Annotated in this window: 22 protein-coding genes and 2 pseudogenes; 13 read left to right on the top strand and 11 right to left on the bottom strand. The window is 65.7% G+C overall.

What is annotated here, in order from left to right:
- The first annotated feature begins 5 nt into the window (after window positions 1-5).
- From AC5Y47_RS19715 to AC5Y47_RS19705, 3 genes are read left to right on the top strand one after another with little or no spacing between them, the layout of a single operon-like run.
- On the top strand, window positions 6-659 hold the full coding sequence (locus AC5Y47_RS19715) for a UdgX family uracil-DNA binding protein (RefSeq protein ID WP_499945938.1): 654 nt from the start codon (window positions 6-8) through the stop codon (window positions 657-659).
- A 52-nt stretch (window positions 660-711) separates the two neighbouring features.
- A complete protein-coding gene (locus AC5Y47_RS19710; protein WP_499945937.1) occupies window positions 712-1,095 on the top strand; it encodes a hypothetical protein in 384 nt (127 codons plus the stop codon).
- Window positions 1,096-1,100: 5 nt separating this feature from the next.
- The gene (locus tag AC5Y47_RS19705) at window positions 1,101-1,787 is read left to right on the top strand and encodes an HAD family hydrolase (protein ID WP_499945936.1); all 687 of its coding nucleotides are present in this window, start codon (window positions 1,101-1,103) and stop codon (window positions 1,785-1,787) included.
- 50 nt (window positions 1,788-1,837) lie between these two features.
- Here the strand turns inward: AC5Y47_RS19705 and mbp1 are convergent, their stop codons facing one another.
- Both mbp1 and AC5Y47_RS19695 read right to left on the bottom strand, forming a co-directional pair.
- The gene (gene mbp1 / locus AC5Y47_RS19700; RefSeq protein WP_499945935.1) at window positions 1,838-2,071 is read right to left on the bottom strand and encodes a microaggregate-binding protein 1; all 234 of its coding nucleotides are present in this window, start codon (window positions 2,069-2,071) and stop codon (window positions 1,838-1,840) included.
- A gap of 217 nt (window positions 2,072-2,288) precedes the next feature.
- Window positions 2,289-4,083, bottom strand: a pseudogene (locus AC5Y47_RS19695) (thiamine pyrophosphate-requiring protein).
- Window positions 4,084-4,211: 128 nt separating this feature from the next.
- On the opposite strand from AC5Y47_RS19695, the gene AC5Y47_RS19690 reads away from it, so the two are divergent.
- Window positions 4,212-4,388, top strand: coding sequence for a DUF3349 domain-containing protein (locus tag AC5Y47_RS19690; protein WP_499945934.1), 177 nt, complete (start codon window positions 4,212-4,214; stop codon window positions 4,386-4,388).
- A 654-nt stretch (window positions 4,389-5,042) separates the two neighbouring features.
- Here AC5Y47_RS19690 and AC5Y47_RS19685 read toward each other — a convergent pair.
- Window positions 5,043-5,825 (bottom strand): acyl-[acyl-carrier-protein] thioesterase, encoded by a 783-nt coding sequence (locus tag AC5Y47_RS19685; RefSeq protein ID WP_499945933.1) that lies wholly within the window; start codon window positions 5,823-5,825, stop codon window positions 5,043-5,045.
- Complete coding sequence (locus tag AC5Y47_RS19680; RefSeq protein WP_499945932.1) at window positions 5,818-7,218, bottom strand: NAD(P)-binding protein; 1,401 nt, start codon at window positions 7,216-7,218, stop codon at window positions 5,818-5,820. The genes AC5Y47_RS19685 and AC5Y47_RS19680 overlap by 8 nt, the downstream gene beginning before the upstream one ends.
- Window positions 7,219-7,299: 81 nt before the next feature.
- On the opposite strand from AC5Y47_RS19680, the gene AC5Y47_RS19675 reads away from it, so the two are divergent.
- Genes AC5Y47_RS19675 through AC5Y47_RS19665 form a run of 3 tightly spaced genes read left to right on the top strand, consistent with a single transcriptional unit; the run spans window position 7,300 to window position 10,654 of the window.
- Window positions 7,300-8,100: an enoyl-CoA hydratase/isomerase family protein gene (locus tag AC5Y47_RS19675; protein ID WP_499945931.1), complete on the top strand. Its 801-nt coding sequence runs from the start codon at window positions 7,300-7,302 to the stop codon at window positions 8,098-8,100.
- The gene (locus AC5Y47_RS19670; RefSeq protein ID WP_499945930.1) at window positions 8,097-8,993 is read left to right on the top strand and encodes an alpha/beta hydrolase; all 897 of its coding nucleotides are present in this window, start codon (window positions 8,097-8,099) and stop codon (window positions 8,991-8,993) included. Before AC5Y47_RS19675 ends, AC5Y47_RS19670 begins: the two co-directional genes overlap by 4 nt.
- The gene (locus AC5Y47_RS19665; protein WP_499945929.1) at window positions 8,990-10,654 is read left to right on the top strand and encodes a tetratricopeptide repeat protein; all 1,665 of its coding nucleotides are present in this window, start codon (window positions 8,990-8,992) and stop codon (window positions 10,652-10,654) included. The genes AC5Y47_RS19670 and AC5Y47_RS19665 overlap by 4 nt, the downstream gene beginning before the upstream one ends.
- A gap of 6 nt (window positions 10,655-10,660) precedes the next feature.
- Here the strand turns inward: AC5Y47_RS19665 and AC5Y47_RS19660 are convergent, their stop codons facing one another.
- Together AC5Y47_RS19660 and AC5Y47_RS19655 are read right to left on the bottom strand one after the other, a co-directional pair.
- Window positions 10,661-12,883 (bottom strand): molybdopterin-containing oxidoreductase family protein, encoded by a 2,223-nt coding sequence (locus AC5Y47_RS19660; RefSeq protein ID WP_499945928.1) that lies wholly within the window; start codon window positions 12,881-12,883, stop codon window positions 10,661-10,663.
- A gap of 30 nt (window positions 12,884-12,913) precedes the next feature.
- Window positions 12,914-13,660 carry a GAF and ANTAR domain-containing protein gene (locus tag AC5Y47_RS19655; protein ID WP_499945927.1) on the bottom strand — a complete coding sequence of 249 codons (747 nt, stop codon included), beginning with the start codon at window positions 13,658-13,660 and terminating at the stop codon, window positions 12,914-12,916.
- Between the two features lie 337 nt (window positions 13,661-13,997).
- Between AC5Y47_RS19655 and AC5Y47_RS19650 the strand changes: the two genes are divergently transcribed.
- Genes AC5Y47_RS19650 through AC5Y47_RS19640 form a run of 3 tightly spaced genes read left to right on the top strand, consistent with a single transcriptional unit; the run spans window position 13,998 to window position 15,574 of the window.
- The gene (locus tag AC5Y47_RS19650) at window positions 13,998-14,864 is read left to right on the top strand and encodes a hypothetical protein (RefSeq protein WP_499945926.1); all 867 of its coding nucleotides are present in this window, start codon (window positions 13,998-14,000) and stop codon (window positions 14,862-14,864) included.
- 42 nt (window positions 14,865-14,906) lie between these two features.
- A complete protein-coding gene (locus AC5Y47_RS19645; protein WP_499945925.1) occupies window positions 14,907-15,173 on the top strand; it encodes a type II toxin-antitoxin system Phd/YefM family antitoxin in 267 nt (88 codons plus the stop codon).
- Window positions 15,174-15,178: 5 nt separating this feature from the next.
- On the top strand, window positions 15,179-15,574 hold the full coding sequence (locus AC5Y47_RS19640) for a type II toxin-antitoxin system VapC family toxin (RefSeq protein WP_499945924.1): 396 nt from the start codon (window positions 15,179-15,181) through the stop codon (window positions 15,572-15,574).
- 10 nt (window positions 15,575-15,584) lie between these two features.
- Here AC5Y47_RS19640 and AC5Y47_RS19635 read toward each other — a convergent pair whose 3' ends face one another.
- The 5 genes from AC5Y47_RS19635 to AC5Y47_RS19615 form a co-directional block, all read right to left on the bottom strand.
- Window positions 15,585-18,494 (bottom strand): MMPL/RND family transporter, encoded by a 2,910-nt coding sequence (locus AC5Y47_RS19635; protein WP_499945923.1) that lies wholly within the window; start codon window positions 18,492-18,494, stop codon window positions 15,585-15,587.
- Window positions 18,491-18,919, bottom strand: coding sequence for an MmpS family transport accessory protein (locus AC5Y47_RS19630; RefSeq protein ID WP_499945922.1), 429 nt, complete (start codon window positions 18,917-18,919; stop codon window positions 18,491-18,493). The genes AC5Y47_RS19635 and AC5Y47_RS19630 overlap by 4 nt, the downstream gene beginning before the upstream one ends.
- Window positions 18,920-19,104: 185 nt before the next feature.
- Window positions 19,105-19,713 (bottom strand): TetR family transcriptional regulator, encoded by a 609-nt coding sequence (locus AC5Y47_RS19625; RefSeq protein WP_499945974.1) that lies wholly within the window; start codon window positions 19,711-19,713, stop codon window positions 19,105-19,107.
- A gap of 40 nt (window positions 19,714-19,753) precedes the next feature.
- On the bottom strand, window positions 19,754-20,914 hold the full coding sequence (locus tag AC5Y47_RS19620) for an AAA family ATPase (RefSeq protein ID WP_499945921.1): 1,161 nt from the start codon (window positions 20,912-20,914) through the stop codon (window positions 19,754-19,756).
- A gap of 74 nt (window positions 20,915-20,988) precedes the next feature.
- Entirely contained in the window at window positions 20,989-22,575 is a 1,587-nt protein-coding gene (locus AC5Y47_RS19615; protein WP_499945920.1) for a PecA family PE domain-processing aspartic protease, read from the bottom strand.
- Window positions 22,576-22,781: 206 nt separating this feature from the next.
- Here AC5Y47_RS19615 and AC5Y47_RS19610 point away from each other — a divergent pair, with 206 nt between their 5' ends.
- The 3 genes and pseudogenes from AC5Y47_RS19610 to AC5Y47_RS19600 form a co-directional block, all read left to right on the top strand.
- Window positions 22,782-23,786: a CobW family GTP-binding protein gene (locus tag AC5Y47_RS19610; RefSeq protein ID WP_499945919.1), complete on the top strand. Its 1,005-nt coding sequence runs from the start codon at window positions 22,782-22,784 to the stop codon at window positions 23,784-23,786.
- 25 nt (window positions 23,787-23,811) lie between these two features.
- Window positions 23,812-24,634 (top strand): annotated as a pseudogene (locus tag AC5Y47_RS19605) (acyl-CoA thioesterase).
- Window positions 24,635-24,735: 101 nt separating this feature from the next.
- Window positions 24,736-25,749, top strand: a 1,014-nt coding sequence (locus AC5Y47_RS19600) for an AbrB family transcriptional regulator (RefSeq protein ID WP_499945918.1), incomplete at its 3' end; no start/stop codon positions are given.

Below are 25,749 nucleotides of genomic sequence, written 5' to 3'. Positions count from 1 at the left end.
GTCCGATGGCGACGGCACCGGCGGTGGGCGCGGAGAACTTCCTGCCCGACAACCACGCGCTGAGTTCCCTCGAACACGCGGCAAGCACCTGTCAGGGGTGTGCGCTGTATCAGGACGCCACGCAGACGGTGTTCGGGCACGGCCCCGGCGACGCACCGTTGATGCTGGTGGGCGAACAGCCTGGCGATCACGAGGACCAGCAGGGACTTCCGTTCGTCGGGCCGGCCGGTCGGCTGCTGCAGCGCGCGCTGGAGGATGCCGACATCGACCCTGATCGGACCTACAAGACCAACGCCGTCAAGCATTTCAAGTTCAGCCGGGAGGGCAAGCGGCGCATCCACCAGAAACCCGGCCGAATCGAAGTCGTCGCCTGTCAACCCTGGCTGTTGGCCGAGATCGAAGCGGTGCAACCGTCAGTGATCCTCTGCCTTGGCGCAACAGCCGCACAGTCGTTGTTGGGCAACAAGTTTCGGGTAACCGCCCAGCGCGGTGAACGCCTGCAACTGCCGGCAGCGCTCGGTATCGAGCTGGCACCGGAACCGGCGGTGATGGCGACGGTGCACCCGTCGGCGTTGTTGCGTGACCGCAGTGACCGTCGACAGCAGAACTACGACCTGTTCGTCGAAGACCTGCGCCGGGCGGGCGCGGGCCTGCGTTAGCCGCTCGGGTTCGTCGATGTTTCGGCCCAGCGCACTTGGGTAGTCGACCAGGATGAGCCTGCAACAGAAGGAAACCGCTGAGGAGATCTCCAATCAGAGCCTTCCGCAGACTGCGGACGACGGTGACGGACGGATCCGTGCCCGGCGTGGAGTGGTCAACTGGGTGCTCGCGCTCCTGACGGTTCCTGCCGCAGCGCTGATCATGATTTCGGCGGTCGGTGCGGCGATGAGCATGGCCGCATGCAGTTCGAACTGCCCCAACCTGGGTCCTAACGGCATCCTCTACGGCGTCTTGCTCTACGGCGCTCCGGTGATAGCGGGGTTGACGATCATCGTGTCCTTCTTCACCGCGTTGCGCCGGCGCGGATTCATCGTGCCCGTAGTCGGGTTGGCGTTGCTGCTCGCCGACTTCGCCGCCATCGCGCTGCTGTTCTGACGGCCTTGTCCGGCAACGAATCCGACGGCCGCGCGGCCGTCCTGTTCGATATCGACGGCACCCTCGTCGACTCCAATTACCTGCATGTCCAAGCCTGGCAGCGGGCTTTCGCCGAAGTCGGTGTGGGCGTGGAGACCTGGCGTGTCCACCGTTCGATCGGCATGGACGGCTCGACACTGGTCAAGTCGTTGTCCGACGACGCCCCCGACGACGTGCAATCGCGGCTCAAAGACCTGCACACGCGCTACTACAAAGATGCCGCACCGCTGTTGCGCCCGCTGCCCGGCGCCCGCGCGCTGCTGCAGCGGGTCGCCGACCTCGGGATCCAGGTAGTGTTCGCCACCTCGGCACCACCGGACGAATTAGCGATGCTGCGGAAGGTGCTCGACAGCGACGACCTGGTCGCGGCCGTCACCTCCGCAGACGACGTCGACACCGCCAAGCCGAAGCCGGACATCGTGGAAGTCGCCCTGCGCAAGGCCGGGGTCACGGCCGAGCGGGCTGTCTTCGTCGGCGACGCGGTCTGGGATGTCGAAGCGTGCGTGCGGGCCGAGCTGGCCTGCATCGGCGTGCTCAGCGGCGGGGTGTCCCGGGGAGAACTCGAAAACGCCGGTGCTATAGCGGTTTTCGAGAACACCGAAGAGTTGCTGCAGGAACTCGACGAGACGCCGATAGGCCGGTTGGCCAACTGAGACGAAAGGCCCGGTCCGTGCGGACCGGGCCTTTCGCTTCGAGCAACGAATTACTGGTTGGCCTTCTGGCGCTGTTCGGCTGCCTCCGCGCCACCGCGGGCGGATTCGGCCTCGGCCTCTTTCTTCGCCGCGTCACGCTGCGCGTCAGCCTTGTCCTGCTGCGCCTCGCCCTCGCGCTTCACGTCGTCGCGGCCGGTAACGGTCCCGATGACTTCCTTGGCCTTGCCCTTCACGCCCTCGACGACACCCTCGATGCCCTCCTGCGGGCCACTCTTCTCCGCCATGAATCCTCCTATTGCTCACTTGCTTCACATGGCGACTTCGCGCTGTTGATCGATTGCGCTCAGTCAACAGGGCCGGTCCAAAAACGCTTCCCCTGCTTGGTGAGGTGTTTCCGAATGCCGTGGCGGTCAAACCTGTGGGCTGTGTCACGTCGCCAACGGCACAGGCCCTACCGCGAGGATCGTATTCGCTTCTGGCTGAGCAGATATGGCGAGGCAATCATTTGCGCCGGTGTGGAAGGAATTCCTGGGCCTTGATCTTGACGCCCTCTTTGATGATGCCGAACGCATCCTCGTCACCGCGCAGCACGGCGCTGGCGGCGCTCTTCATCTGTTCGAAGGTCGCATGCGGCGGCACGGGTGGGATATCCGGGTCACAGTGCACGTCCAGCACCGTGGGCCTGTCGGCCCTCAGTGCCCGGTCCCAGGCGGGGGCGATCTGCTCGGGATCGGTCAACGTGGGGTACCCCAGCCCGAGGCTGGCCGCAAAACCGGCGTAGTCGACGTCGGGAAGCGTCTGGGACTCGGCGAACTTGGGTGCTCCGCCCATCGCGCGCATCTCCCAGGTGACCTGGTTGAGGTCATTGTTGTGCAACACCGCCACCACCAACCGCGGATCCGACCACTGTCTCCAGTAGTGCGCGATAGTGATCAGCTCGGCCAACCCGTTCATCTGCATCGCGCCCGTCGCCGGAGAACGCGATCACCGGCCGGTCCGGTCGGGCGAACTTGGCCCCGATGGCGTAGGGGACTGCCGGACCCATGGTGGCCAGCGTGCCGGACAACGACCCGCGCATGTTGCCGCGGAACTTCAGTTGCCGCGCATACCAATTCGCCGCGGAACCCGAGTCGGCGGTGACGATCGCATTGTCCGGCAGTTGGGGTGACAGTTCGGCGAACAGTCGCATCGGATTGATCGGATCGGCGGACACGCCAGCCTCCATCGCCATCGTCTCCCACCACCGACCCACGTTGGCTTCGATTTTGTCCCGCCACGAACGATCGGTCTTGCGTTGCAGCAGCGGCAATAACGCCCGCACGGTCGCTGCCGCGTCACCGACGAGGTTCACTTCGTTCGGATAACGCATCCCGATCAACGTCGGATCGATGTCGATCTGCACGCCGCGAGCCTGGCCGTAGGGCGGCAGGAACTGCGAGTAGGGGAAGCTGGACCCGATCGTCAGCAAGGTGTCGCAGTCGCGCATCATTTCATAACTCGGGCGGGTGCCCAGTAACCCGATAGACCCTGTCACCCAAGGCAATTCGTCGGACAGCACGTCCTTGCCCAGCAACGCCTTGGCGACGCCGGCGCCCAGCACGTCGGCGAGTTCGGTGACTTCGGCGACCGCGCCGCGGGCGCCGCAACCGGCCAGCATCGCCACGCGCTCGCCCGCGTTGAGGACGTCGGCGGCTTGCTGCAGACCCTGCGGCGACGGCTCCACCACGGGTTGTTCGAATCCCAGACTCGACGGCACCATCTTGAACTCGTGTGCCGGCGGTGAATATTCGAGGTCCTGCACATCGGCGGGAATGATGAGTGCGGTCGGCGCGCGCCTGGTCAGCGCGGTGCGGATGGCGCGGTCCAGCACGTTGGGCAGTTGCTCGGGCACGGTGACCATCTGCAGGTAATCGCTGGCGACGTCCTTGAACAGGCTCATCAAGTCGACCTCCTGCTGGTAGGAGCCACCCATCGCGGAGCGGTTCGTCTGCCCGACGATCGCCAGCGCCGGGACCCGGTCCAGTTTGGCGTCGTAGAGGCCGTTGAGCAGGTGGATCGCACCGGGACCGGAGGTCGCCGCGCAAACCCCTAGTCCGCCAGCGAATTTCGCGTAACCGACCGCTTCGAACGCAGCCATTTCCTCGTGCCGGGCCTGGATGAACATCGGTTTGTTGTCCGCCCGGCCCCACGCCGCCAGCAGGCCGTTAATCCCGTCGCCCGGGTAGGCGAAGACTTTGTCCACCCGCCACTCACGCAGTCGTTGCAGTATGAAGTCGCCGACCTCCATGGCTGCCATCAGACACCCTCCCTGTTTCGCGTCTTCGGTCGCGTTTACCCATTTGGCCAGGATGTGAACGCGCCGCGATGTTTGACCAGGCGATTTCGGGGAATGCCTGATGCCTCTCGGGCAAGGAGCTGAAGCGCATGTTTGTGGTCAACGCCGTGGTCAGGATGGTGGACTTCTTGCGGGCCGCGTACCCGCAGGGCGTTCCGTCGACCGATACCTTCCCGGTCTTGGCGGTGTTGCCACACCGGCTGTCGCATGCCGAACTCGCCCCGGCCGGCCGGGGAAGCCTCGCGGACGTTCCAGCCACGGCATAACCCGGTCACGTCGCGTGCGGCGTGAATCCTGGGCTTTGGGCGTGAATCCTTGGCTTTGAACGTGAATCCTTGGCTTTGAACGTGAATCCTTGGCTTTGAACGTGAATCCTTGGCTTTGAACGTGAATCCTTGGCGTTGAGGGTGAAGCCTGGGCGGGATCTCGTCGATTCTTCCGCCGTGGCTTCACCCCGAAAGCCGTCAGTGCACAATCAACGCTGCCAGCCACGGCATAACACGGTCGCGTCGCGCCCGGCGTGAATCCTTGGCGTTGAGGGTGAATCCTTGGCTTTGAGGGTGAAGCCTGGGCGGGATCTCGTCGATTCTTCCGCCGTGGCTTCACCCCGAAAGCCGTCAGTGCACAATCAACGCTGCCAGCCACGGCATGACCCGGTCACGTCGCGTCCGGCGTGAATCCTGGGCTTTGAGGGTGAAGCCTTGGCGTTGAGGGTGAAGCCTGGGCGGGATCTCGTCGATTCTTCCGCCGTGGCTTCACCCCGAAAGCCGTCAGTGCACAATCAACGGCCAGGCTTCACCCTGAAAGCCCTCATTGCACAATCAACGCCGAGGATTCACCCCCGAAGGCGTGGCATGTCGCAAGCCGCCCCCTGCGATGCTGACGCCTCGGCCAATCAAGGGCCTGACCGCGAACATCACTCACGGGATGTCGGGCGCTGCCATCCTGCGGACCAGCGCGGCCGCGCGCACGTCGTCACCGACGGTGAACTGCATGCGCACCGCATCGTCGCCGACGTGGTAACGGATGGTCAGGTCTTCGCCGTATTTGATCGGACTGCGGTATTCGAGCACCGCGCGGTAGGGGCGTTGCTCCAATTCGGGTACCAGGCCGAGGATTTCGTGTACACCATGCCAGTAGATCGTGTTGTTGACATGCTCGAACAGGTCGATATCGGTGCGGCGCAACGGAAACGGGATCACCTCGGCGTCGTGGATCGGCGCGGTGAGCCAGGGGCGCCATTTGAGGCGGTGGTCGTCGGTGGTGCTGCCGAAGCGCGCGACGCAGTCGTCGGACAGGCGCGAAGGCGTCAACGTGTCCTTGTTCATGCAGATCCAGAAGCCGGCTGTCTCGATCCGGCCGCCCTGGGCGCCGATCAGCTGCACCCGCATGTTGCACCATCTGCTGGAAAGCCCTGCGCACCAACGGCGGAAGACGATCTCGCTGGGTATCTCGATCGGCTCGAGGACGTCTATCACCGTGCGTAGCACGATCCAATGCGGATGAACTTCGGCCAGTTGCGCATCATTGAGATGCTCGGCCCCGACTTCCTGGATGTAGCGTGCGACGCCGTCCAGCCGTAGCCGCCGGTGCTCGTCGATGTCGGACGTGCCCAGCCGCCAGCCGGTTCGATACACGTAACCCTGGTCCGGGACGTCGACCAGCGGCAGCTCTGCATCGGGATGACAGGACGGCTCACTCATTGCTGACCTCGCTGAGCAACTTCTCCAGCTGTTCGCCCGCGGCATTGAGTTTGGACTGGAACATCGAAACCACCCGCTCGCGCACCCGCGGCTTGTGCGACAGCGGCGGCAACAATTCGGCGAGCAGATTCAGCCGCGCCGCGGCGAGCCAGTCGGTCAGCTCGGAATCGTCGAGCCAGCGGGAAAAATTCAGCAGATCCGACCGGGTGAGCCGCAACCAGTCCACGTCCCGGTCCGGGTGCGGAATCGGTTCGCACAGTTCGTTTTTCACCACATCGTCGGTGTAGGCGAACTCGCAGTGGGCGATGAACGCGGCACTGAATACCTGCTGGCATCCGCGCACCGCCTGCAGCGTCATGCGGTCGCCGTCGAACACCGGCACCGCCGGGCGTTCCGGCGCGCCGTCGGCGGTGCAGTCGATGTAGAGGGCCGACGGGGACGCGGTGACCGACCCGCCGTCCAGCACGATGGTGTCCGGTTCGATGCGTTGGACGTGGCCGAGCCGCACGACGTCCTCGATGCGGCGGAGCTGGTCGTACTCGGGTTGCGACACGGTCGCGCACCGGTACATGGTGGGCCGGACCGAGCCGTCGAAGCGGAGCAACGTGCCCGCGGCCTCCAACCGGCCGAACAAGTCCTCGACCGACGACGCGGCGTCGATCGCTTCGAGGGTCGCGCCGTAGTTGTCCCGGAACTTCTTGATGAACGTGGGCCCCGGCTGCAGGGTGACCCGGTCGATCAGCCACGAGTCGCGCGGCATGATCCAGGTCAACCGCTGCGGGCTCACCCCGTTGCGCAGCAGCCACAGGCAGACATCCATCCCGGTTTTTCCGGCGCCGACGATCACGTACCGTTCCCGTGCCGCGAACTTGGGTAGCTCGTTGGGCGGGATGCAATCGACGCCGGGGGCGACGGCGTAGGGCGCGGGCCGCATGGACGGCACCACGGCGCGCAGGTAGGTGGCATCCACGACGCGGCGCGCGACGTTGACGACGTATTCGTCGCCCGCCAGCGTCCGGAACCGGCCTTCGCCAAGATATTCGGTCATCGGGAAGTACTCGACCCGCCCCGAGGGCAGGAACTGTTGCTGCATGACGGCGTCGAAGTAGGCGCAGATCTCGCCGACGGGTGCCAGTTCGTTCAGTCCCTGATTCCACCCCACGCTGTCGATGGTGTTGTTGCCCAGCGCTCTTGAGTTCACCCCGTAGTAGGCCGACGGCTGGTGCAGCCGCACGAACGGGTAGGCGGTGGTCCAATGCCCGCCGGGCTGGTGTGCCCGATCGACCATCACGACGCGCGCCTCGGACTCGGCGATCAGCGTATCGGTGAACGCCATCCCCATGGCTCCGGCACCGATCACCAGATAGTCGGTGTCCAAAGTTTGGACACTCATCGCGCGTCCGCTCCCATTCGCCCTCCCTATTGCGGCAACCGTTGCGCCACGATAGCGCCTGACCCGGGTAAGTTCCCGTAGATGGGCGCCGATCTCACCGTCGCGATCGAGGACGGTGTCGCGCTGTTGACCCTGAACCGGCCCGAACGACGCAACGCCTACACCGCCGAGATGGGCGCGCTGCTCAACCGCGCGTACCGGCAGTGCGACGAGGACGACGCGGTGCGCGCGATCGTGCTCACCGGCGCCGGGGACGCGTTTTGCGTCGGTGCCGACTTTGCCGCCGAAACCAGCCCGTTCGATGCGCCGTCGGGCGAATCCGCTTTCACCGCATCTCCGACCGACCCCGCGGCTTTCGAACTGCGCACTCCCGTCATTGCCGCCGTCAACGGGCACGCCATCGGCATCGGCCTGACGATCGCGCTGCAGGCCGATATCCGGATCATGGCCGATGACGCCAAATACGCGGTGGCACAAGTTCGTCGGGGTGTCATACCGGACTGCATGTCGCACTGGACGCTGCCGCATCTGGCGGGCGCGGCCGTCGCGGCGGACTTGCTGTTGACCGGCCGAACGTTCGACGGAAAAGAGGCGGTGGCAATGGGTCTGGCCACGCGCGCACTGCCGGCCGTCGAGGTCCTGGACCATGCGATGACGGTGGCGCGCGATATCGCGGTGAACGTGGCGCCGATGTCGGCTGCGCTGAGCAAACGCCTGCTGTGGGACACCGTGATCAACGGCTACCCCCCGCGCCGTGTCGCCGACCTGGAAACACGGCTGCATCACCTGGTGATGGGCAGCGCGGACGCCCGGGAGGGCGTGGAGGCGTTCCTGCAGCGCCGCACCCCACGCTGGAGCGGCTCGGGAAGGATGAACGGGTGACGAGCTGGAGAAGTCGGGCGCTGCCGGCGCTCCTTCGGTTCACGGGACGGACCCGCCCCTACGCCAGCGCCGAGACGGCCCGCGCGCACATCGAGCAGCGCGCCGAGCATCGGCAGCTTTTCGGCCCGCCCCCTCGGTTACGGCGCGACGTATCGCTGGCCTTCCAACACGGGTCGGGATGGCCCACGTACACCTTGACACCCAAGCGAGGCAGGAATGGTCCGTCCCAACGAACGGTGATCTACCTGCACGGCGGCGCGTGGGTGAACGAAATCGCCAGTCAGCATTGGCGTTTGGCGGTGCAGATCGCAGCCGAAGCCTACGCGAAGGTGATCGTTCCCATCTATCCGTTGGTGCCGTTCGCCACCGCCGTCGACGTCGTGCCGCAGGTGGTGGCGATGGTGACGCACAGCATGAGCGCGGGACAAAGCGTGTGTCTGGCCGGTGATTCCGCCGGCGGCCAGATCGCGTTGTCCGCGGCATTGCTGCTGCGCGACGACCACCATGTCACCCTTCCGCAAACCGTCCTGATCTCGCCGGTCGTCGACCTCTCGCTGACCAACCCGCTGATCGGTGCCGTCGACGACCCGTGGTTGGGCCGCGATGCCCTGCACGTGTTCGCCGAGCGGTGGCGTGGCGAACTTGCGGTGGACGATCCGCGGGTGAGCCCGCTGGCGGCCGAACTGAGCGGGCTGGGGCCGATCACGCTGTTCACCGGCACCCGCGACATGCTTAACCCGGACGCCCGGCTGCTCGCCGAAAAGGCAACTGCGGCAGGCGTAGAAGTCGATTTTCACGAACAGCCGGGTTTGCTGCACGTCTATCCGCTGACACCCACGCCGGAGGGTCGTGCCGCGCGGGCCGTGATCGTCGAGCGGCTGGGTCGGCCATGACTTCCGACGAGCAGTACTACGACCTCGGCAGCTACGGTCGTCGGGTCGGGACCGCAGTCGCGGAGTCGCAGACCTGGTTCGACCGCGGCCTGGTATGGGCGTATGCGTTCAACCATGAAGAGGCGATCCGCTGCTTCGAGCGCGCTCTGCGGGCCGACCCGGATCTGGCCATCGCCCGCTGGGGAATCGCCTACTCGATCGGACCCAACTACAACAAAGCCTGGGAAGCCTTCGATCCGCTGGATCGGAAAGCCTCGTTGGCTCGTGCGCGTGCCGAACTAAGCCGGGCGGCAGGGGGGCGGCTCAGCGAGGTCGAACGCTGCCTGATCGGCGCGCTGTGGGCTCGTTTCCCCACCGGCAACCCGGACAACACCGATGCGCTGGAAGCCGGGGCCGTCGGCTATGCCGACGCGATGAAAGTGCTCGCCGCGGCTTACCCGCACGACCTGGACATCCAGGCGCTGACCGCCGATGCACTGCTCAACGTCACCCCGTGGGCGCTGTGGGACACCAGCACCGGGGAACCCGCGGCGGGCTCGCGTGTAGTCGAAGCCCGCGGAATTCTCGAGCGGGCGCTGGCCGGGGCGGCCGGCCGGGCACATCCCGGCATCCTGCACCTGTACCTGCACGCGATGGAGATGTCGCCGACGCCGGAGGTGGCGTTGCCGGCTGCCGACCTGCTGCGCGACCTGGTTCCCGATGCCGGGCACCTGCGGCACATGCCCAGCCACATCGACGTGCTGTGCGGTGACTACGGCAACTCCGTGGCTGCCAATGTTGCCGCCGTGCAAGCGGATCGACGATTCGTCGAGCGCGCGGGACCGCTGAACTTCTACTCGCTGTACCGCGCGCACGACCTGCATTTCATCGTGTATTCCGCGATGTTCCAGGGCAAGTCGCGAATCGCTCTTAGCGCCGCCGACGAGCTCGCCGGGCAGCTGACGCCGGAGTTGCTGACGATCGACTCGCCGCCGATGGCCGACTGGTTGGAGGCGTTCGTGCCTCTTCGGACCCATGTGCTGGTGCGGTTCGGTCGCTGGGCGGAGTTGATCGCGCAACCCCTGCCCGAGAACCCGGACCTGTATTGCACCACCGCGGCCACCATGCGCTACGGGCGCGGTATCGCGCTGGCGGCGACCGGACGGCTCGCGCAGGCCGAAGAAGAACGTGCCGCATTCGGCGAAGCGTATGCCCGCATACCGGAGTCCCGATACCTGTTCAACAACACCAGCCGCGACATCCTGGCGGTGGCCGCAGCCATGCTCGACGGTGAGATCGACTACCGCGCAGGGCGTTACGACGAAGCATTCGGCCACCTGCGACACGCCGTCGACCTCGACGACGCCCTGCCGTATGACGAGCCATGGGCCTGGATGCAGCCCACCCGGCACGCGTACGGGGCGCTGCTGCTCGAACAGGGGCACGTCGAAGAGGCGGCCGCGGTGTACGCCGCCGACCTCGGGCTGGACCCGACGCTGGCCAGGTGCTGTCAGCATCCCGGCAACGTGTGGAGTCTGCACGGCTACCGCGAATGCCTGAACCGATTGGGCCGCAACGACGAAGCCCGCATCGTCGATCAGCAATTCAGGCTTGCCGCCGCCCGCGCCGACGTACCGATCCGGGCCTCATGCGCGTGCCGGCTGGACGCGTGCTGCGAATGAGCGCGATCAGAGTGCCGGTCCGGGCGGCTGCCGGCTCAGTTCGACGGCCACATAGGTCGAACTCATCGCCGGGGTCTGCGACAGCGGATCCACCGGTTCACCGTCGATCAGCAGGTTGCGGTTCACCCCGAACGACTGCGGCGCGTCGCGGCCGCGCGGATCGAAAACCCGTGAGCCCCAACCATGATCCAGCACGATCAGTCCACGTCGGGGCCGGTCGCTCAGCGAGGCCCGGACCCGGACCTCACCCGTGGGGGAGTGCACCCGCACCAGGTCGCCGTCGCTGACGCCCAGGGCGGCGGCGTCGGCCGGATGGATCAGCACGACACTGCCTTTGCCACCGGGATGCAGCCCGGGCAAGTCGTTGAGAAACGAGTTCATGGAGTGGCGGTGCCGGCGGTTGCCGATCTGAAAGGGATAGCCGGCCGGGGGCTCGGGCGGCGCCGCGGCGAGCAACTCGCGGGTCCGCGCCACCAACTCCGGCGGCGCCACCTGCACCCGCTTGTCGGCGGTCCGTAGCGCGGCCGAGAAGTGGCCGTATTCGCGGGGGCCGAGCACCAGGCCGTGCGGGTGAGCCAACAGGTCGCGCCATTTGAGCCTGCGGCCGTTCACCTTTCGGGACATGGCGATGATCAGCCGGTTGATCCAGTGCGGCGAGAACGCCAGTGCCGGGCGGCGGGTGGCCCGGGCCAGTCGGCGGCTCCCCTTGACGAACGCGTTGACGCCCTTGACGCCGAACAGCGGGACCTCCATCGCCAACGCCAGATCGACGAAGATGCGCCACTCTTCGCGCGCGCTCGTCGGTGGATCGACCGCGCGCACGCCATACTGCACGTAGGGTTCGTCGTGCAGATTGCTGGTCAGCGCGAGCAGGTCGTCGCGTTCCAGCCAGTGCACCGCGGGCAGCAACCAGTGTGCGTGCCGGTGACTTTCGCGTTGCACGAAGTCGATTGCCACCAGTAGGTCGAGCTGCCCCAGTGCCTCATCCAACGCCGCGCCGCCGGGGCCGGAAACGACCGGGTTGCCCGAGTTGATGACCAGGGCGCGGATCTGACCGGGCCCCGGGGTGGTGATCTCGGCGGGCAATTCGCTCAGAGCATGCGCGCCGGCCACCATCGGCCGGCCGGTCAACCTGCTGCGGTGCCCGGAAGGCTTGGCCGCCGCGGCAAGTTTCAGCGCGTCGATGTAACCGGGTTCGAAGCGACGACCCCCGGGGCGGTCCATTCGCCCGGTGATCACGTTGAGCACGTGCCCCAGCCATTCGCCCACGGTGCCGGACACATGCAGCGAGATCCCCGTCCGGGTCACCGCCATCGCCGCCCGGGCGGTAGCGAAATCTCTTGCGGTGGATTCGATTTGCGCACGCGGCACGCCGCACCGGTCGGCGAGGTCGTCAAGGTCGGCCTCGGCGGTCAGCGCGCGCAGCGTAGGCAGGCCGGCGGCGAGTTGTGCGCAGTCGAGGCGATGTTCAAGGCCCTCGGCGAGAATGACTTTGACCATGCCCAGCAGCAGCGCCCAGTCCTGGCCGGGCCGCACCGCGATGTGCACATCGGCCTTGTCGGCGGACTCGGTGCGCAACGGGTCGACGACGACGATCTTGGCCCCCAGTTTCTGCCGGGCCAGCGCACGCTTCCACCCGCCGGGCACGCTCTCCACCCAATTCCAGGCGCTCACAGCCGGATTCGCGCCGACCAACAGAAAATAGTCGCAGTTGTCGATGTCGGAAACGGGCACCATGATCGACGACCCGTACATCGCCTCGGCCACCACGTGCAGCGCGTTCTGATCGACCGAGCCCACCGCATAACGATTCTGGGTGCCCACGGCGTCCAGCCAGCCGTTCATGAAGATCAGGTTCGACGACGAATACGCCGCGGGATTGCCGTAATACGCGCCGATCGCGTCCGGCCCGTCGGCGTCGATCAGCGCATTCATCCGACCCGCGATGTCTGCGATGGCCTCGTCCCAGGTCGCCTCGACATAGTGGTCGCCGACCCGGCGCATCGGCGCCAGGATCCGGCGGGGATGTTCGACGAGTTGCGCGGCGTTGCGACCCTTGGCGCAGAAGTCCTGCCAACTGTGCGGGTTCTGCTTGTCCGGAGAGATCCTGCGCACCCGGTTGCCCTCGACGCTCACCTCGATACCGCAGGAGGCCAGGCAATAGCGGCAGAAGGTGAATACCGTCCGGGTGCCCGTGTGGTTCACCCCCTGGTCTTGTCCCACCGTCACAGCGTGACAGTAGGCCGATATTTTGTATAGCTAACAGCGGGTGGCGTCTCGGATCATCTGTCGCCGGCGGTCGCCGTCGGTATGACTAAGTTCGCTGACCGCGATTTTGCTTGCTTTGTCTGCCCCTTGCTTCACGCTGATCCGGCGCGACACCTCGGCAACGGAGATGTGGGAGTCCTCCGAGAGCCGTCTCAGCAACGAGAACGCGTCTTCCGCGGTGACGTTGTAGCGCTCCATCAGGATGCCCTTGGCCTGGCCGATCACGTCCCGGGAAGCGACCGCGCGACGGAGTTGACTCCTGGTGCGCACGGTACTCCAGGCCAGTGCGGCGTGAACGGCAAAGATCTTGGCGATCTCGACCGCTTCGGTGTCGAATGCCTGGCGCTGCTCGGCGAATACGCTGAGCACCGTCGCCGCGTACTGGTCGGGCAGCAACCCCGCCGACACCAGCGACTTCACCGGCGTCCTGGCCCCTGCTTCGCGTCGCAACAGCGGCCATCTCGGATCGCTCGTCAAGTCGTCGACGTGGACGGGAACGCGGCTGCGAACGGCATCCAGGCATGGTCCCTGCCCGGCACGCTTCTGCAAGTTGTCCAGCACGGCGGGATACGTGCCGTTCGCGGCGACCGTCTGCAACTGCCCCCGGCGGCGGATGAGTGTGATGCCGGCATGCTGCGCGCCCGGAACGAAATCGACGGCAGCGTCGACCAGTTCGCTACCACACGCATGGAGGTCGTCGCTGTACCGCTCGCACACGGCTCGGACGCGTTCCGCCATCGCGGAATAAAGGTTTCGTGGGCTCGCGTCAATCAAGGTGTCCCCCTCTCCGCTGTTGGCAGCTACGCGGTAGCCGGAGCCGTCAGAGTGGATGTGCCCGACACAAAAGGTCCGCCTGCGACGACAACAATGGCGCGCCGCGACAGGCGCTCGTGCTCAACGCCCGCAGTCAGATACCCGGTGCACAGCTGTACAAACGTCGAATCCGGCCGGGCGAACCGCCTGTCCATACCGCGAAGCCGAGCGGCCACGACGCGCGCCAAAGACGCTGTACAGTCGCTCAGCATTACTGTTACAGTCCGCAGTCACAGCACTGTTGCGGGAAGAAGGAACAGCAGTGACCGAACGACTGCGCGACATCCGCGAGTTGGCCGACGACACCGACGCCTACCGCGACGAGCTGTACCGGCGCTGGACCGGTCTGCTCAGCTACCGCTACATCGGCCGCAAGCATTCCTCGATGGACCTCGGCGACGTCGACAACACGGTGACCATCCGCCGGGACATGCGCAACGAAGCCGGCGGCATCCTGGTTGCCCCGCTTGCCATCTCGTCGCCGGAAGGCTGCCAGACCGACATGGTGGCGGTGCCCAACCCGGTCATCGCGTCGGTGCAGATCGTGGACCCCGGATACGACGTGTCCCGGATCGAGATCGCCGATTCCGGCATCGTGCACCAGGGCCGCACCATGGGGTACGGCCGGTGCAAGATCGTCGACGCCGACAACCCCGACCGGGTGATCGCGTTCAACGAAGGGCAGGGCGCGATCATCGGCATTCCGCCGGAAGGTCTTGACCGGATGGATGTTTCGGGCACCGAACTCGTGATCGAGGACTCGCCGGACCTGCCGCCGCTGTGGCAGGCGTTCGGTGCCGCCAAGCGCGACGACGGGCACTGGGTGTTGCCGCCGCTGAGCGTCGAGTACGCCTCACCGGATGCGGCGCTGCACATCGGCCCGCAGCACGTCGTACTCGAAACGGCGGCAACAGATTTCGCCGCCGACCTCGCCGGGACCCGCAAGCTGCAGGTGGTCAGCTGGCATGTGATGTTCATGTCGCGTGGCAAGGTCGGCCCGTTCCGCGTCGACGGCACCGCGCACCGGGGCGGGTCCGGCCGGGTGGGGGTGCGGATGCTGCTGCACGACGAGGGCAACGCGGACAAGGCGGTCACCTCGGCCGCGGCGGTCTTCGACGTCGTGGAGTAAATGTACCGTTCGAGGTGCCTGCAATGTGCTACTGTGTAGCACATGCGCTCGATCGGGGTACGTGAGCTGCGGCAAAACGCCAGCACGTACTTGAAGGCGGTCGCATCAGGAGAGTCAATCGAGATCACTGATCGCGGCAACCCAGTTGCTCGTCTGGTCCCGATATCGGGTGATCCTTGGGAAGACTTGATCGGCGCGGGTGAGGTTGTCCGCGCGACACGTGCGCTCGATGTCGACGAAGTCGTCCCCCGCGACTACCCGCACAGCGGCTCCGAAGCCCTCGAGCGACTGCGCGAGGACGAGCGCTAGCGCCGATGCGGATCTATCTCGATACCTCGGCGTTGGTCAAACTCGTCGTTCGGGAAAACGAAACCGATTCGCTGCGTGATTATTTGCGCAATCACACCGACGACAACCTGTTTTCGTCGGCTCTGGCGCGCACCGAACTGATTCGCGCGGTCGGTCCGTCCGGTTCTCGAGCGGTGGCCGACGCGAAGCGGTTGTTGGAAGGTCTGGACCTGGTCGTCTTGAGTCCGCGACTGCTCGACGACGCCGGCGTTCTACAACCTGTGCGACTCCGCAGTCTCGACGCGATTCACCTCGTATCCGCACAACGGGCCCGCGACGATCTGCGCACCGTCATCACGTATGACGTCCGAATGCTGGCTGCGGCCGAGGAACTCGGCATCCCCGCGGCCTCGCCCCGCTGACATACTGGGGTCAAACCGACGTCAGCGCTTCGGTTTTCTCCGTGCTTCGGGCGTTCCCGGACGGCCAGGGGGAGGGGACCGGCCGCTGCCGGACCCGTTGCGGCCACCAGAACCACTTGCCCAGCAATGCCGCGATCGACGGTGTCATCAGCGATCGCACGATCAGGGTGTCGAACAACAGACCCAGCCCGATCGTGGTGCCCACCTGGCCGATGACCGTCAGCTCGCTGACCGCCATCGTCATCATCGTGAACGCGAACACCAGGCCCGCCGAGGTGACCACCGAACCTGTTCCGCCCATAGCCCGGATGATCCCGGTGTTCAGCCCGGCATGGATCTCCTCTTTGAACCGGGACACCAGCAGCAGGTTGTAGTCGGCACCCACGGCCAGCAGGATGATCACCGACATGGCCAGCACCATCCAGTGCAGTTCGATGCCGATGAGGTGCTGCCAGATCAGTACCGAAAGCCCGAAAGACGCACCGAGGGAAAGCAATACGGTGCCCACGATGACCGCCGAGGCCACCACGCTGCGGGTCAGGATCAGCATGATGATGAAAATCAGGCACATCGACGCGATCCCGGCGATCAGCAGGTCGTAGTTGCTGCCTTCCTGCATGTCCTTGAAGGTGGCCGCGGTGCCACCGAGCAGGATCTTGGAGCCCTCCATCGGGGTGCCCTTGAGCGACTCGTAGGCGGCCTTCTTGATCGCGTCAATGTGCGAAATGCCTTCTGCGGACATCGGATCGCCGTCGTGGCTGATGATGAAGCGCACGGCGTGGCCGTCGGGGGAGATGAAGTTCTTCATCCCCTTCTTGAATTCGGGGTTGTCGAAGGTCTCCGGCGGCAGATAGAACGAGTCGTCGTTCTTGGACGCATCAAATGCCCTGCCCATGGCGGAGGAGTCGCGCTGTGCCCGCTGCTGCTGTTCCAGCAGCCCCTTCTGGGTCGAATACATGGTCAGCATCATGGTTTTCATGTTCTTCATGTTCTGGATCATCTCGGGCATCAGCGCGTTCATCCGCGGCATCAGCGTGTCCAGGTGCTCCATGACGGGGATCAGGCTCTGGATGTCGTCGGTCATCGTGTCGACGCCGTCCAGGGCGTCGAAGACCGACCGCAGCGAGAAACACACCGGAATGTCGTAGCAGTGCTTCTCCCAGTAGAAGTAGGAGCGGATCGGCCGGAAGAAGTCCTCGAAATCGGCCATGTGGTCGCGCAATTCGGCGACGTCCATGGTCATGCTCTTCATCTTGCCGACCATGATGTGCATGTCATTGGTCATCTGCGCGGTGATGTCCTGCATCTCGACCATGCTGTTGATGGTCGTCTGCATCTCTTCGGACTGCTTGAGCATGTCGGCGATCTGGTCTTCTTGATACTTCTGCGTCATCTGCTGACTGACGCCCTGCATGCTGATCTGGAACGGGATCGAGGTGTGCTCGATCGGCGTGCCCTCGGGCCGGGTGATGGCCTGCACTCGACTGATGCCCGGCACCCGGAAGATGGCCTTCGCGATCTTGTCGATGACCAGGAAGTCCGCGGAATTGCGCAGATCGTGATCGCTTTCGATCATCAGCAATTCGGGGTTCATCCGCGCCTTGGAGAAGTGGCGGTCGGCGGCGGCGTAGCCGGCGTTGGCGGGCAGGTCGGCGGGCAGATAGTTGCGGTCGTTGTAGTTGGTCCGGTACCCGGGCAGGGTGAGCAGGCCGATCAGCGCGATGCCGATGGTGACGACCAGGACCGGGCCGGGCCAGCGGACGACGAGTGCGCCGATCTTGCGCCAACCGCGAATCCGCTGCGCGCGCTTGGGTTCCAGCGTCTGCCGGAAGCGCGACGCCACCGAGATGACCGCGGGGCCGAGCGTCAGCGCCGCGAGCACCACCACCACCATGCCGATGGCCAGCGGGACACCCAGCGTCTGGAAGTACGGCAGGTTGGTGAAGTGCAGGCAGAAGGTGGCACCGGCGATGGTGAGGCCGGACCCGAGCACCACGTGGGCGGTGCCGTGGAACATGGTGTAGTAGGCGTCTTCTCGTGATTCGCCGACCGACCTGGCTTCCTGATATCGGCCGATCAGGAAGATCGCGTAGTCGGTCGCGGCCGCGATCGCCAACGTGACCAACAGGTTGCAGGCGAACGTGGACAGCCCGATGATCTGGTGGTAGCCCAGGAAGGCGACCGCGCCGCGTGCGGCGGCCAATTCGAACACGACCATCGCCAGCGTGAGCAGCACCGTGACGATCGAACGGTAGACCATCAGCAGCATGGCGATGATCACGACGAAGGTCGCCATCGTGATCACCTGCAGGCTGCGGTCGCCGGCCAGATGCTGGTCGGCTTCCAGCGCCGAGGGACCGGTGACGTACGCCTTGACCCCGTTGGGCGGCGTCACTTCTTTGACGATGGCCTGGACGGCCTCGACCGAATCGTTGGCCTTCGTCTCGCCCATGTTCCCGGCCAGGTAGACCTGGACGTAGGCAGCCTTGCCGTCGTTGCTCTGGGCACCCGCCCCGGTCAGCGGATCACTCCAGAAGTCCTGAACATGCTCGACGTGCTTGTTGTCGGCCTCGAGTTTCCGCACGATCTGGTCGTAGAAGGCGTGCGCCTCGGCGCCGAGCGCGTTCTGGCCCTCCAGCACGATCATCACCGAGCTGTTGGACTTGTACTCCTGAAACACCTCGCCGACCCGCTTGGTCGCGATCACCGACTGCGCGTCATCGGGACTCATCGAGACCGACCGCAGCTTGCCGACCTCGTCGAGCTGGGGGACGACGACGTTCAGCAGCGCGATCAGCGCGATCCAGCCCAGGATGATCGGCACGGCGAACTTACGAATGAAACGCGGGATCGCAGGGCGTGCAGCGTGTTTGGCGACCGGGATGGAGTCCGTCGGTGCGTCGTGGGTGGCAGTGCTCATGCGGATTTCACCAGGCAGGAGGTCAGGGCGTGCACGCCGTTGGATGTTTGTTCGTCCTTGACTTCGTCGTCGACGGTGATGCGACAGCCCAGGTAATCGCCGTCGCTCTGCGCCGAGATGTTGGGAAAGACCGACGGTGCGGTGGTGCTGAGCACCAATGTCCAGGGCAGCGGCGCGCCGTCCAACCGTTGTGGTTCGGCGCTGAGGTCGAGGTAGTTCACGTTTGCGTGGGCGGCCGAACCGAAGATCTCGTACTTGACGACCTTGGGCTTGAACGGCTTGGAGTCGTCGACCTTCGAGCTGGTCAAGGTGTCCTCCTGCTGGAGCGCGTAGAACGACTTGACCCGGGCGACGGTGAAACCGCCGATGGCGACGACGGCCACGATCAACAGCGGCAACCAGGCATTACGCACGAGCTTTGCCATCTGCACTTACGTGAGCCTTTCCGGTCGCACGACGAATTGCGTTGCACCACAAGCGATCTAGAGGACGCGTTGGGTACGCAGCCCGATGGGGCCGGAGCCATTAGTTATATGTGCTAACCGGACCACCCGTACATCATCTGCATATTTTGCAGACGATGCAACTTTCTGTAATCCTGGTCACGCTCTCACTGCGTGAAGATGCTGTTGACCAGCGCAGCGGCGCGCTCGACGTAGGGCATCGGCGTGTCGCCGGCATCCTCCGGCTCACTGCTCGACCAGCGTTCGATGCCCGAACGCACCGCCGTCAGGGCCAGCGCCGAGATCAGCGCCGGGATCTCGTCGTCGGACGGCACTCCCTGACGCTTGGCGACGATGTCGGTCAACTGCGTCTGAAACCGCTCCAAGTCGGCTAGGAACGCGGCCAGCACCGCAGGGGTCGTTTTCGCCAGGTCCAGCATGCAAACGGCCTGCTCACGCTGGGGTGGCATGTCACGCAGATGGTGTGCCGCCAGGGTGATCAACTCGGCCAGCACCACCGGGTAGGGCGCGGCACCGGCGGCGACGAACTCGTCGGCCAACTCGGCCGGCAGGTCCGAGGGGCCGTAGGCGATCGCGGCTTCCTTGTTCGGGAAGTAGTTGAAGAACGTGCGGGTGGAGATGCCGGCTTGCGTGCAGATCTCCTCGACGGTGACCCGGTCCCAGCCGCGTGCCTGCGCCAGTCGCACCGCAGCCCCGCGGATGTCGGCGCTGGTCTGGCGACGACGTCGCTCGCGAAGACCCAACTGGTTGGCCATAGTCTCCAATAGTTGCACGTTCTGCACATTTTGCGCACATTCAGCGTTTGCCCCAGTCCCACGGTGGGGTCGTCAGCAAACTCTGGCCGGAGATCCGCGTCTCGCCGAAATCCTTGTACAGCTCGATTTCAACGGTGTCTTCGTTCTGCAGGGACTCCCGTAGCGAACGGGAGTGCGTGACAACCACCACTTGGGTGTGTGCGGAGGCCGCTCGAATCAGTGCGGCCAGCGGACCGACCAGGCTCGGGTGCAGTGAGGTCTCCGGTTCGTTGAGCACTATCAGCGACGGCCGCTGCGGGCTCAGTAGCGCAGCCGCCCACAGCAGGAATCGCAGTGTGCCGTCGGATAATTCGGCCGCGCGCAGCGGTCGCAGCATGCCGGGTTGTTGCAGCTGCAGATCGAACAGGCCGTTGCCGACGTCGACCGAGAGGGTGGCGCCGTCGAATGCGTCGGCGACGGCACGGGTCAGGTCGTCGAAGCCGGCCTCGATGATCGTTTGAATGGCGGCGGCCAAGTCGCGGCCGTCGTCGGACAGCACCGGGGTGCGGGTACCCACCTGCGGTTGCCGTGCCGGTGCGCCGGCATCGACCCGGAATCCGTCGTAGAACCGCCAGCCGCGCAACCGCTCACGCACGGCCGCGAGTTCGGGAAGCGCTTGTGGGTGGGCGAATTCGGCGAGCACGCTGCGATACGACGGCAAGGTACGGGATACCTCGTCGAACCCGCGGCCGGAATCGCTGGTGGCTTCGACGAATTCGCGGGTGCGCTGCACCAACGTGGTACTGCGCCGCAAGGTGGATCCGACGAAGACCGCCTCGCGCTTGATCTCCGGATCGCGGGCGAACGCACTGCGGTGCCCTGCCATCTGCGGTATCCCGAGGTCGACGAGATAGCCGAAATCGTCTGCGGCGAAACCGAGTTCGAGGGACACCGGCCGGGTGCGGGTGGTGCCCTGCGCCTTGCCTTCCCGACGGGCGCCGTTGAGTTGCTCGGGACCGGCCCACAATACCGATTCCAGTCCGCCCTCGCGGGCCAGCGAGCCGATGACCTCGCCGCGACCGCAGTCGGCCAGCAGACGCAGCGCCCGGTAGACCGATGATTTGCCGGTTCCGTTGGCGCCGGTGACAACCGACAGTCGGCCCAGCGGCAGCACCACCTCACGCAGCGAGCGGTAGCCGCGGATCGCGACGGTCTGGAGCATGCGGAAGACTCTAATTGGTGTCGCCGACAAGCCTCGAATTGCCAGTCCGACAGGAGATTTGGCGGCAGAAGCGTCTAGGATCCTTCTTCGGTAAATACCGTTCTGCCGACACCGGCTGGGCTGTAGTCAATGTAGATAGGTTGCTGTGAGAACGGCAAATAGCCGGTATTCATCAGACCAGATGAGATCACGGTTGGCTGGTAATTGTTTGTGTCGAACGAGTACAGCAATTTGCGGCCTGGGCCGGGGCTGTCGTAGACCTCGATGGTCTTGCCTGCGGGCAGAGTTGATGAACCGATCACAGACGATGGGATGGTTCCGTAGACGCCACCGGAGTCGATGATTGAGGGGACCGCTACAGCAGGTTGGCCATCGTACTCAACCCACAGCGTGGATATGGGTGCTCCCGGAACCACGATATTGTCCGGGCTAACCAGCGGGTTGGGGCCGAATCGGAGTTGCTCGGCGGGCATATTAACCAGGACACCCTGACTGAGGTCTCCCGGCAGGAACTGATTCGGAACGCTCGGCCCCGGTCCTACGGCATTCGTGCCGATACCCAAGACGCCGTCGACTCCGGCCGTTCGGAAGTAGGCGTCGAACGGGGTGACGAAGGGGTTCTCCAGGAAAGCGTTGAAGTATTGGCCGATCGCGAACGGTGTTGTCGGAACGGAGAGCAGCACCACATTGACGCCGGTGGGCGGGGTGACGATGCCGTTTCCGAAGTCCACTGTCGCCGGGAAGGTCGCATACAGATAGGTCAACCCGCCGCTGTAGGCGCTGATATTGAGTCCGGTGGGCAGGCCCATGCGCAGCAACCCCAGCGGTCCGCCGACGTCTTTCATCTGGACGACGAGACCTTCGGATCCGGTGTCAACCAAGATCGGCGTCGGCGCGTGGCCGTTCACCTGCATATTCACCACCGGCTCGGTGACAGCAACGGTCGGCATCGAAACGGTCCTGCCGTCCCAGCCGGCCCCGCTGACCCCGTGAGCGCCCCAGAGCATGCCGCCGCTGCCGGCAATGCCGCCGTAGCCCCTTGGGAAGGTGCCACCGACCGTGAGCCCGCCGGCGCCGCCGTTGCCGCCGGTGCCGATCAGCCACCCAGCGTTGCCGCCGGCTCCGCCGGCGCCACCATCGGGACCACCCGCACCACCCGGTCCGCCGTTGCCGATCAAGAAGGCCGAACCGCCGGCGCCACCGGTCTGTCCCGACCCCGTCGCGTTATAGCCCGCGCCACCGTTGCCCCACAGGATCCCGCCGGCCCCGCCGTTCGGGTTCGCGGCGGTACCCGGTGCGCCGTCACCGATCAGCGGCCGGCCCAACAACAGCTGAGTCGGCGCATTGATCACCGCAAAGAACGGATCCAGCACTGTCGCTGCCGTCGCCTCGGCGGAAGCGTACGACCCCGCGGCCGCGCCCAGCGTTTGCAGGAACTGTGCGTGATACGCGCTGACCTGGGAATTTATCGCCTGAAACTCGTCGCCGAACTCGCCGAACAACGCCGCCACCGCGGCGGACACCTCGTCGGCAGCCGCAGCGGCAAGCCCGGTGGTCGGCACGGCGGCGGCCGCACTCGCGGAGTTCAGCGCCGAACCGATGCTCTCCAGATTCACCGTCGCCGACGTCAACCAGTCCGGCGACACGGTTAGAAACGACACGTCGCCCCCTTAACGTCGACCACCGATGTGCCCATAGAGCCTATCGAGTTCCCGTCCCGACATCCCGGCTTTCCGCACTCCGGTCCTTGCTACATCAGATACTCACACAAAATCCCGGTCGGGGCTGTGCGAAGGGCAAATCGGCCGGCACCGCTACCGTGCCTGCAGACTGAAGTCTCGGGTCACCAACGGCGAAGGGACAAGCCTTGTCTGCGATACCGGTGATCGCACTGACCGGTCACCTCGGAGCCGGCAAGACGACGCTGCTCAACCATCTGCTGCGAACTCCCGGCACGCGAATCGGCGTGGTGATCAACGATTTCGGCGAGCTCAACATCGACGCCGGATTGGTGGCCGGCCAGATCGACGAGCCGGCCTCGATCGCCGGTGGATGCATCTGCTGTCTGCCTGATGACGGCGGTTTGGACGACGTGCTCGCCAAGCTCGCGGACCCGGCGCGGCGGCTTGATGCCATCGTCGTCGAAGCCAGCGGACTGGCCGAGCCGGTGACGATCGCGCGGATCATCGGTTTCAGCGAGTTGCCCGGCATCCGAAGCGGCGGCCTTGTCGACGTCGTCGACGCTGTCAACCACTTCGACACCGTCGACCGCGTCCAGGTACCGCCGGCGCGATACGGTGCCGCCTCGCTGATCGTGGTCAACAAGCTCGACCAGGTGCCCGAGGGTGAGCGCCCGCTGCTGCTGCAACGTGTCAAAGAGCGGGTGGCGCAACGCAATCCGCGCGTCCATGTGGTGGGCACCACGGGTGGCCGGATCGATCCCGCGCTGCTGTTCGACGCATCGGAACTCGACCAAGAGCCCGGGCAACTTTCGATCTTGGGGCTGCTGCGCGACTCCGAACCCGTACACGATCACGTCCACGCCGATGCCGTCACCGTCAGCAGCACCGGCTGCATCGACCTCGATGCGCTCTTCGACCTCCTGGAGAAGCCGCCCCCGAACGTCTTCCGGCTCAAAGGCGTGGTGGCCGTGCGCCACGGCGCCGCGGGCAGGAACTACGTGGTCAACCTGGTAGGCAGTGCCATCCATATCGCCAAGGCGCCGCCGCGGGCGGTCGCCAACTCCCTGGTGGCGATCGGAATGCATCTCGACGTCGACGATGTGCGCGCGCAACTGACCGCCACGCTGCAGCCCGCCGCCGGGAAGCCGTCCGCGCCGGCGCTGCGCCGGTTGCGTTCATTCAGCCGCTGAGTGCCGTCAGGCAAGATACGTCCCGATGTCCTCCTCACTCGTCGACGTACTCGCCACCATGGAACTCGCCCGGACCGACCAGTGGCTGTTCGTCGGGCAACAGTTGCCCGCGCCCGCCAACCACATCCTGGGTGGCCACATCTCTGCCCAGGCGCTGCTGGCAGCCAGTTACACCGCGCCCGGCCGCGCGCCGCACAGCGTGCACACCTACTTTCTGCGGCCCGGTGATTCCCGTCGACCGGTGGACTTCGAAGTGGTGGATCTGCAAGAGGGACGGACGTTTTCAGCGCGCCGGGTCACTGCCCGGCAGGACGGCAAAATCCTGATGGAAGCGATGTCGTCGTTCAAGGTCGCCGACCCGACCGCGGCTCAAGTGGCCTATCAGCCGTCGATTCCGCGCGCGCCCGAGCCCGAAGCGTTGCCGCCGGTGGCGCCACACCTGGCCGAGTCCGACAAGCGCACCCAGGGCCGGTGGGCGAGCCTGCGCTGGTTCGAACGCCGCATCGTCGACACCGAACACGCGCCTCCGGCCCGGTCACCGATGTGGTGGCGACCGGACGGCGACGTTCCCGACGATCCGGCGCTGACCGCGAGTTTGGTGGCATACCTGTCGGCGGTGACGTTGACCGCCGGCGTTCGCGGCGCGCGGCGGTGTCGGTGAATCCGCCCAGCGTGACCACTCGGTCTGGTTCCACGCACCGGCGGTGCTCTCCGATTGGCTGCTGTTCGAACGGTCTTCGCCCAGCAGCGCCGATTCGCTCGCGCTCGCCAGCGGCACGATGTTCAACCGCAACGGCACCCTGGTGTGCACCGTGCGCCAAGAGATGTACTTCCCGCCGCAGCGCTGAGCCGGATCCTCAGCCGGCTGAGCCGCGCGGACCCGCAACGGCAAGGGCGCCTAACCTGGGTTTCAAGAATTCATCAAGGCCGGTGTTAGACCTTTTACGCCATGAACACCATCGACCTTGCCATTGTCGGCATCGGCTGCGGAATCTTCGCCTGGGCGCTGGCCCGGTGCGCGCCGAAAGCGGTTTCTGGAATGGGCCTGGCCGCTCAAGGCGTGCTCGGTGTCTACACCGGCCTCATGGTGCGCGACATCTCGTTCGCGGCGCTGGGTTCGCACTGGCCGATCGTCATCGCGATCACCGTCAGCACCCTGATCGTCAGCGTCGCCGGCGGTGCGCTGCTCGGTTTGCACAAAGACGTCAGCCCGCTGACCGGCGGACTGGCTCTGGTGGCCGGCGGTTCGTCCGGGCTGGTCGCCATCGCACGCGACCTCGGCGGCGACGACCGCGTCGTCGCGGCGGTTCAATACCTGCGCGTTGCGCTGATCACGGCCGCCATGCCGGTGGTCGCGACCGTCTTCTACCACGGCAGCGCCGCACAGGGATCGCACCCGAGCGAAACCTCTTCTTTGCCTTTGTCTTTCGGCCTGCCGCTGATCGCCGGCATTGTGCTGGTCGGCGCGACGGCCGGACGTGCGGTACGCGTCCCGGGAGCTGGGCTGCTGGGGCCGATGGCGATCACCATCGCGCTGGAGTTCTCCGGACTGATCCACGGTTTGGCCGTTCCGATGCTGCTGGTTCAGGCCGGAATCATGATGATCGTCTGGCAGACGCTGCTGGCATTCGACCGCGAGTCGCTGCGGGCGATTCGCCGGATCCTGCCCGGTGCGTTCGCTCTGATCATGGTGCTGAACCTCGCCGCGGCCGGTCTGGGTGTGGTGCTGGCCGACGAGGCCGGACTGAGCATGCTGGACGGCTACCTGGCGACCAGTCCCGGCGGCATCTACGCGGTGCTGGGCACCGCCGCGGGCTCGGGCTCCAACGTGACGTTCGTGATGGCCGCCCAAGTCATCCGGGTCGTGTTGATGCTGCTCGCCGCGCCCTTCGTCGCCCGGTTGTTCATGCGGTTCGCCCCGCAGGGCGCGCCGATGCGCCGGCCGAGCCGGGAGCTTGTCCCG

Source organism: Mycobacterium sp. NGS22, assembly GCF_059813095.1.
This window is presented reverse-complemented; position numbering and strand designations above follow the sequence as displayed.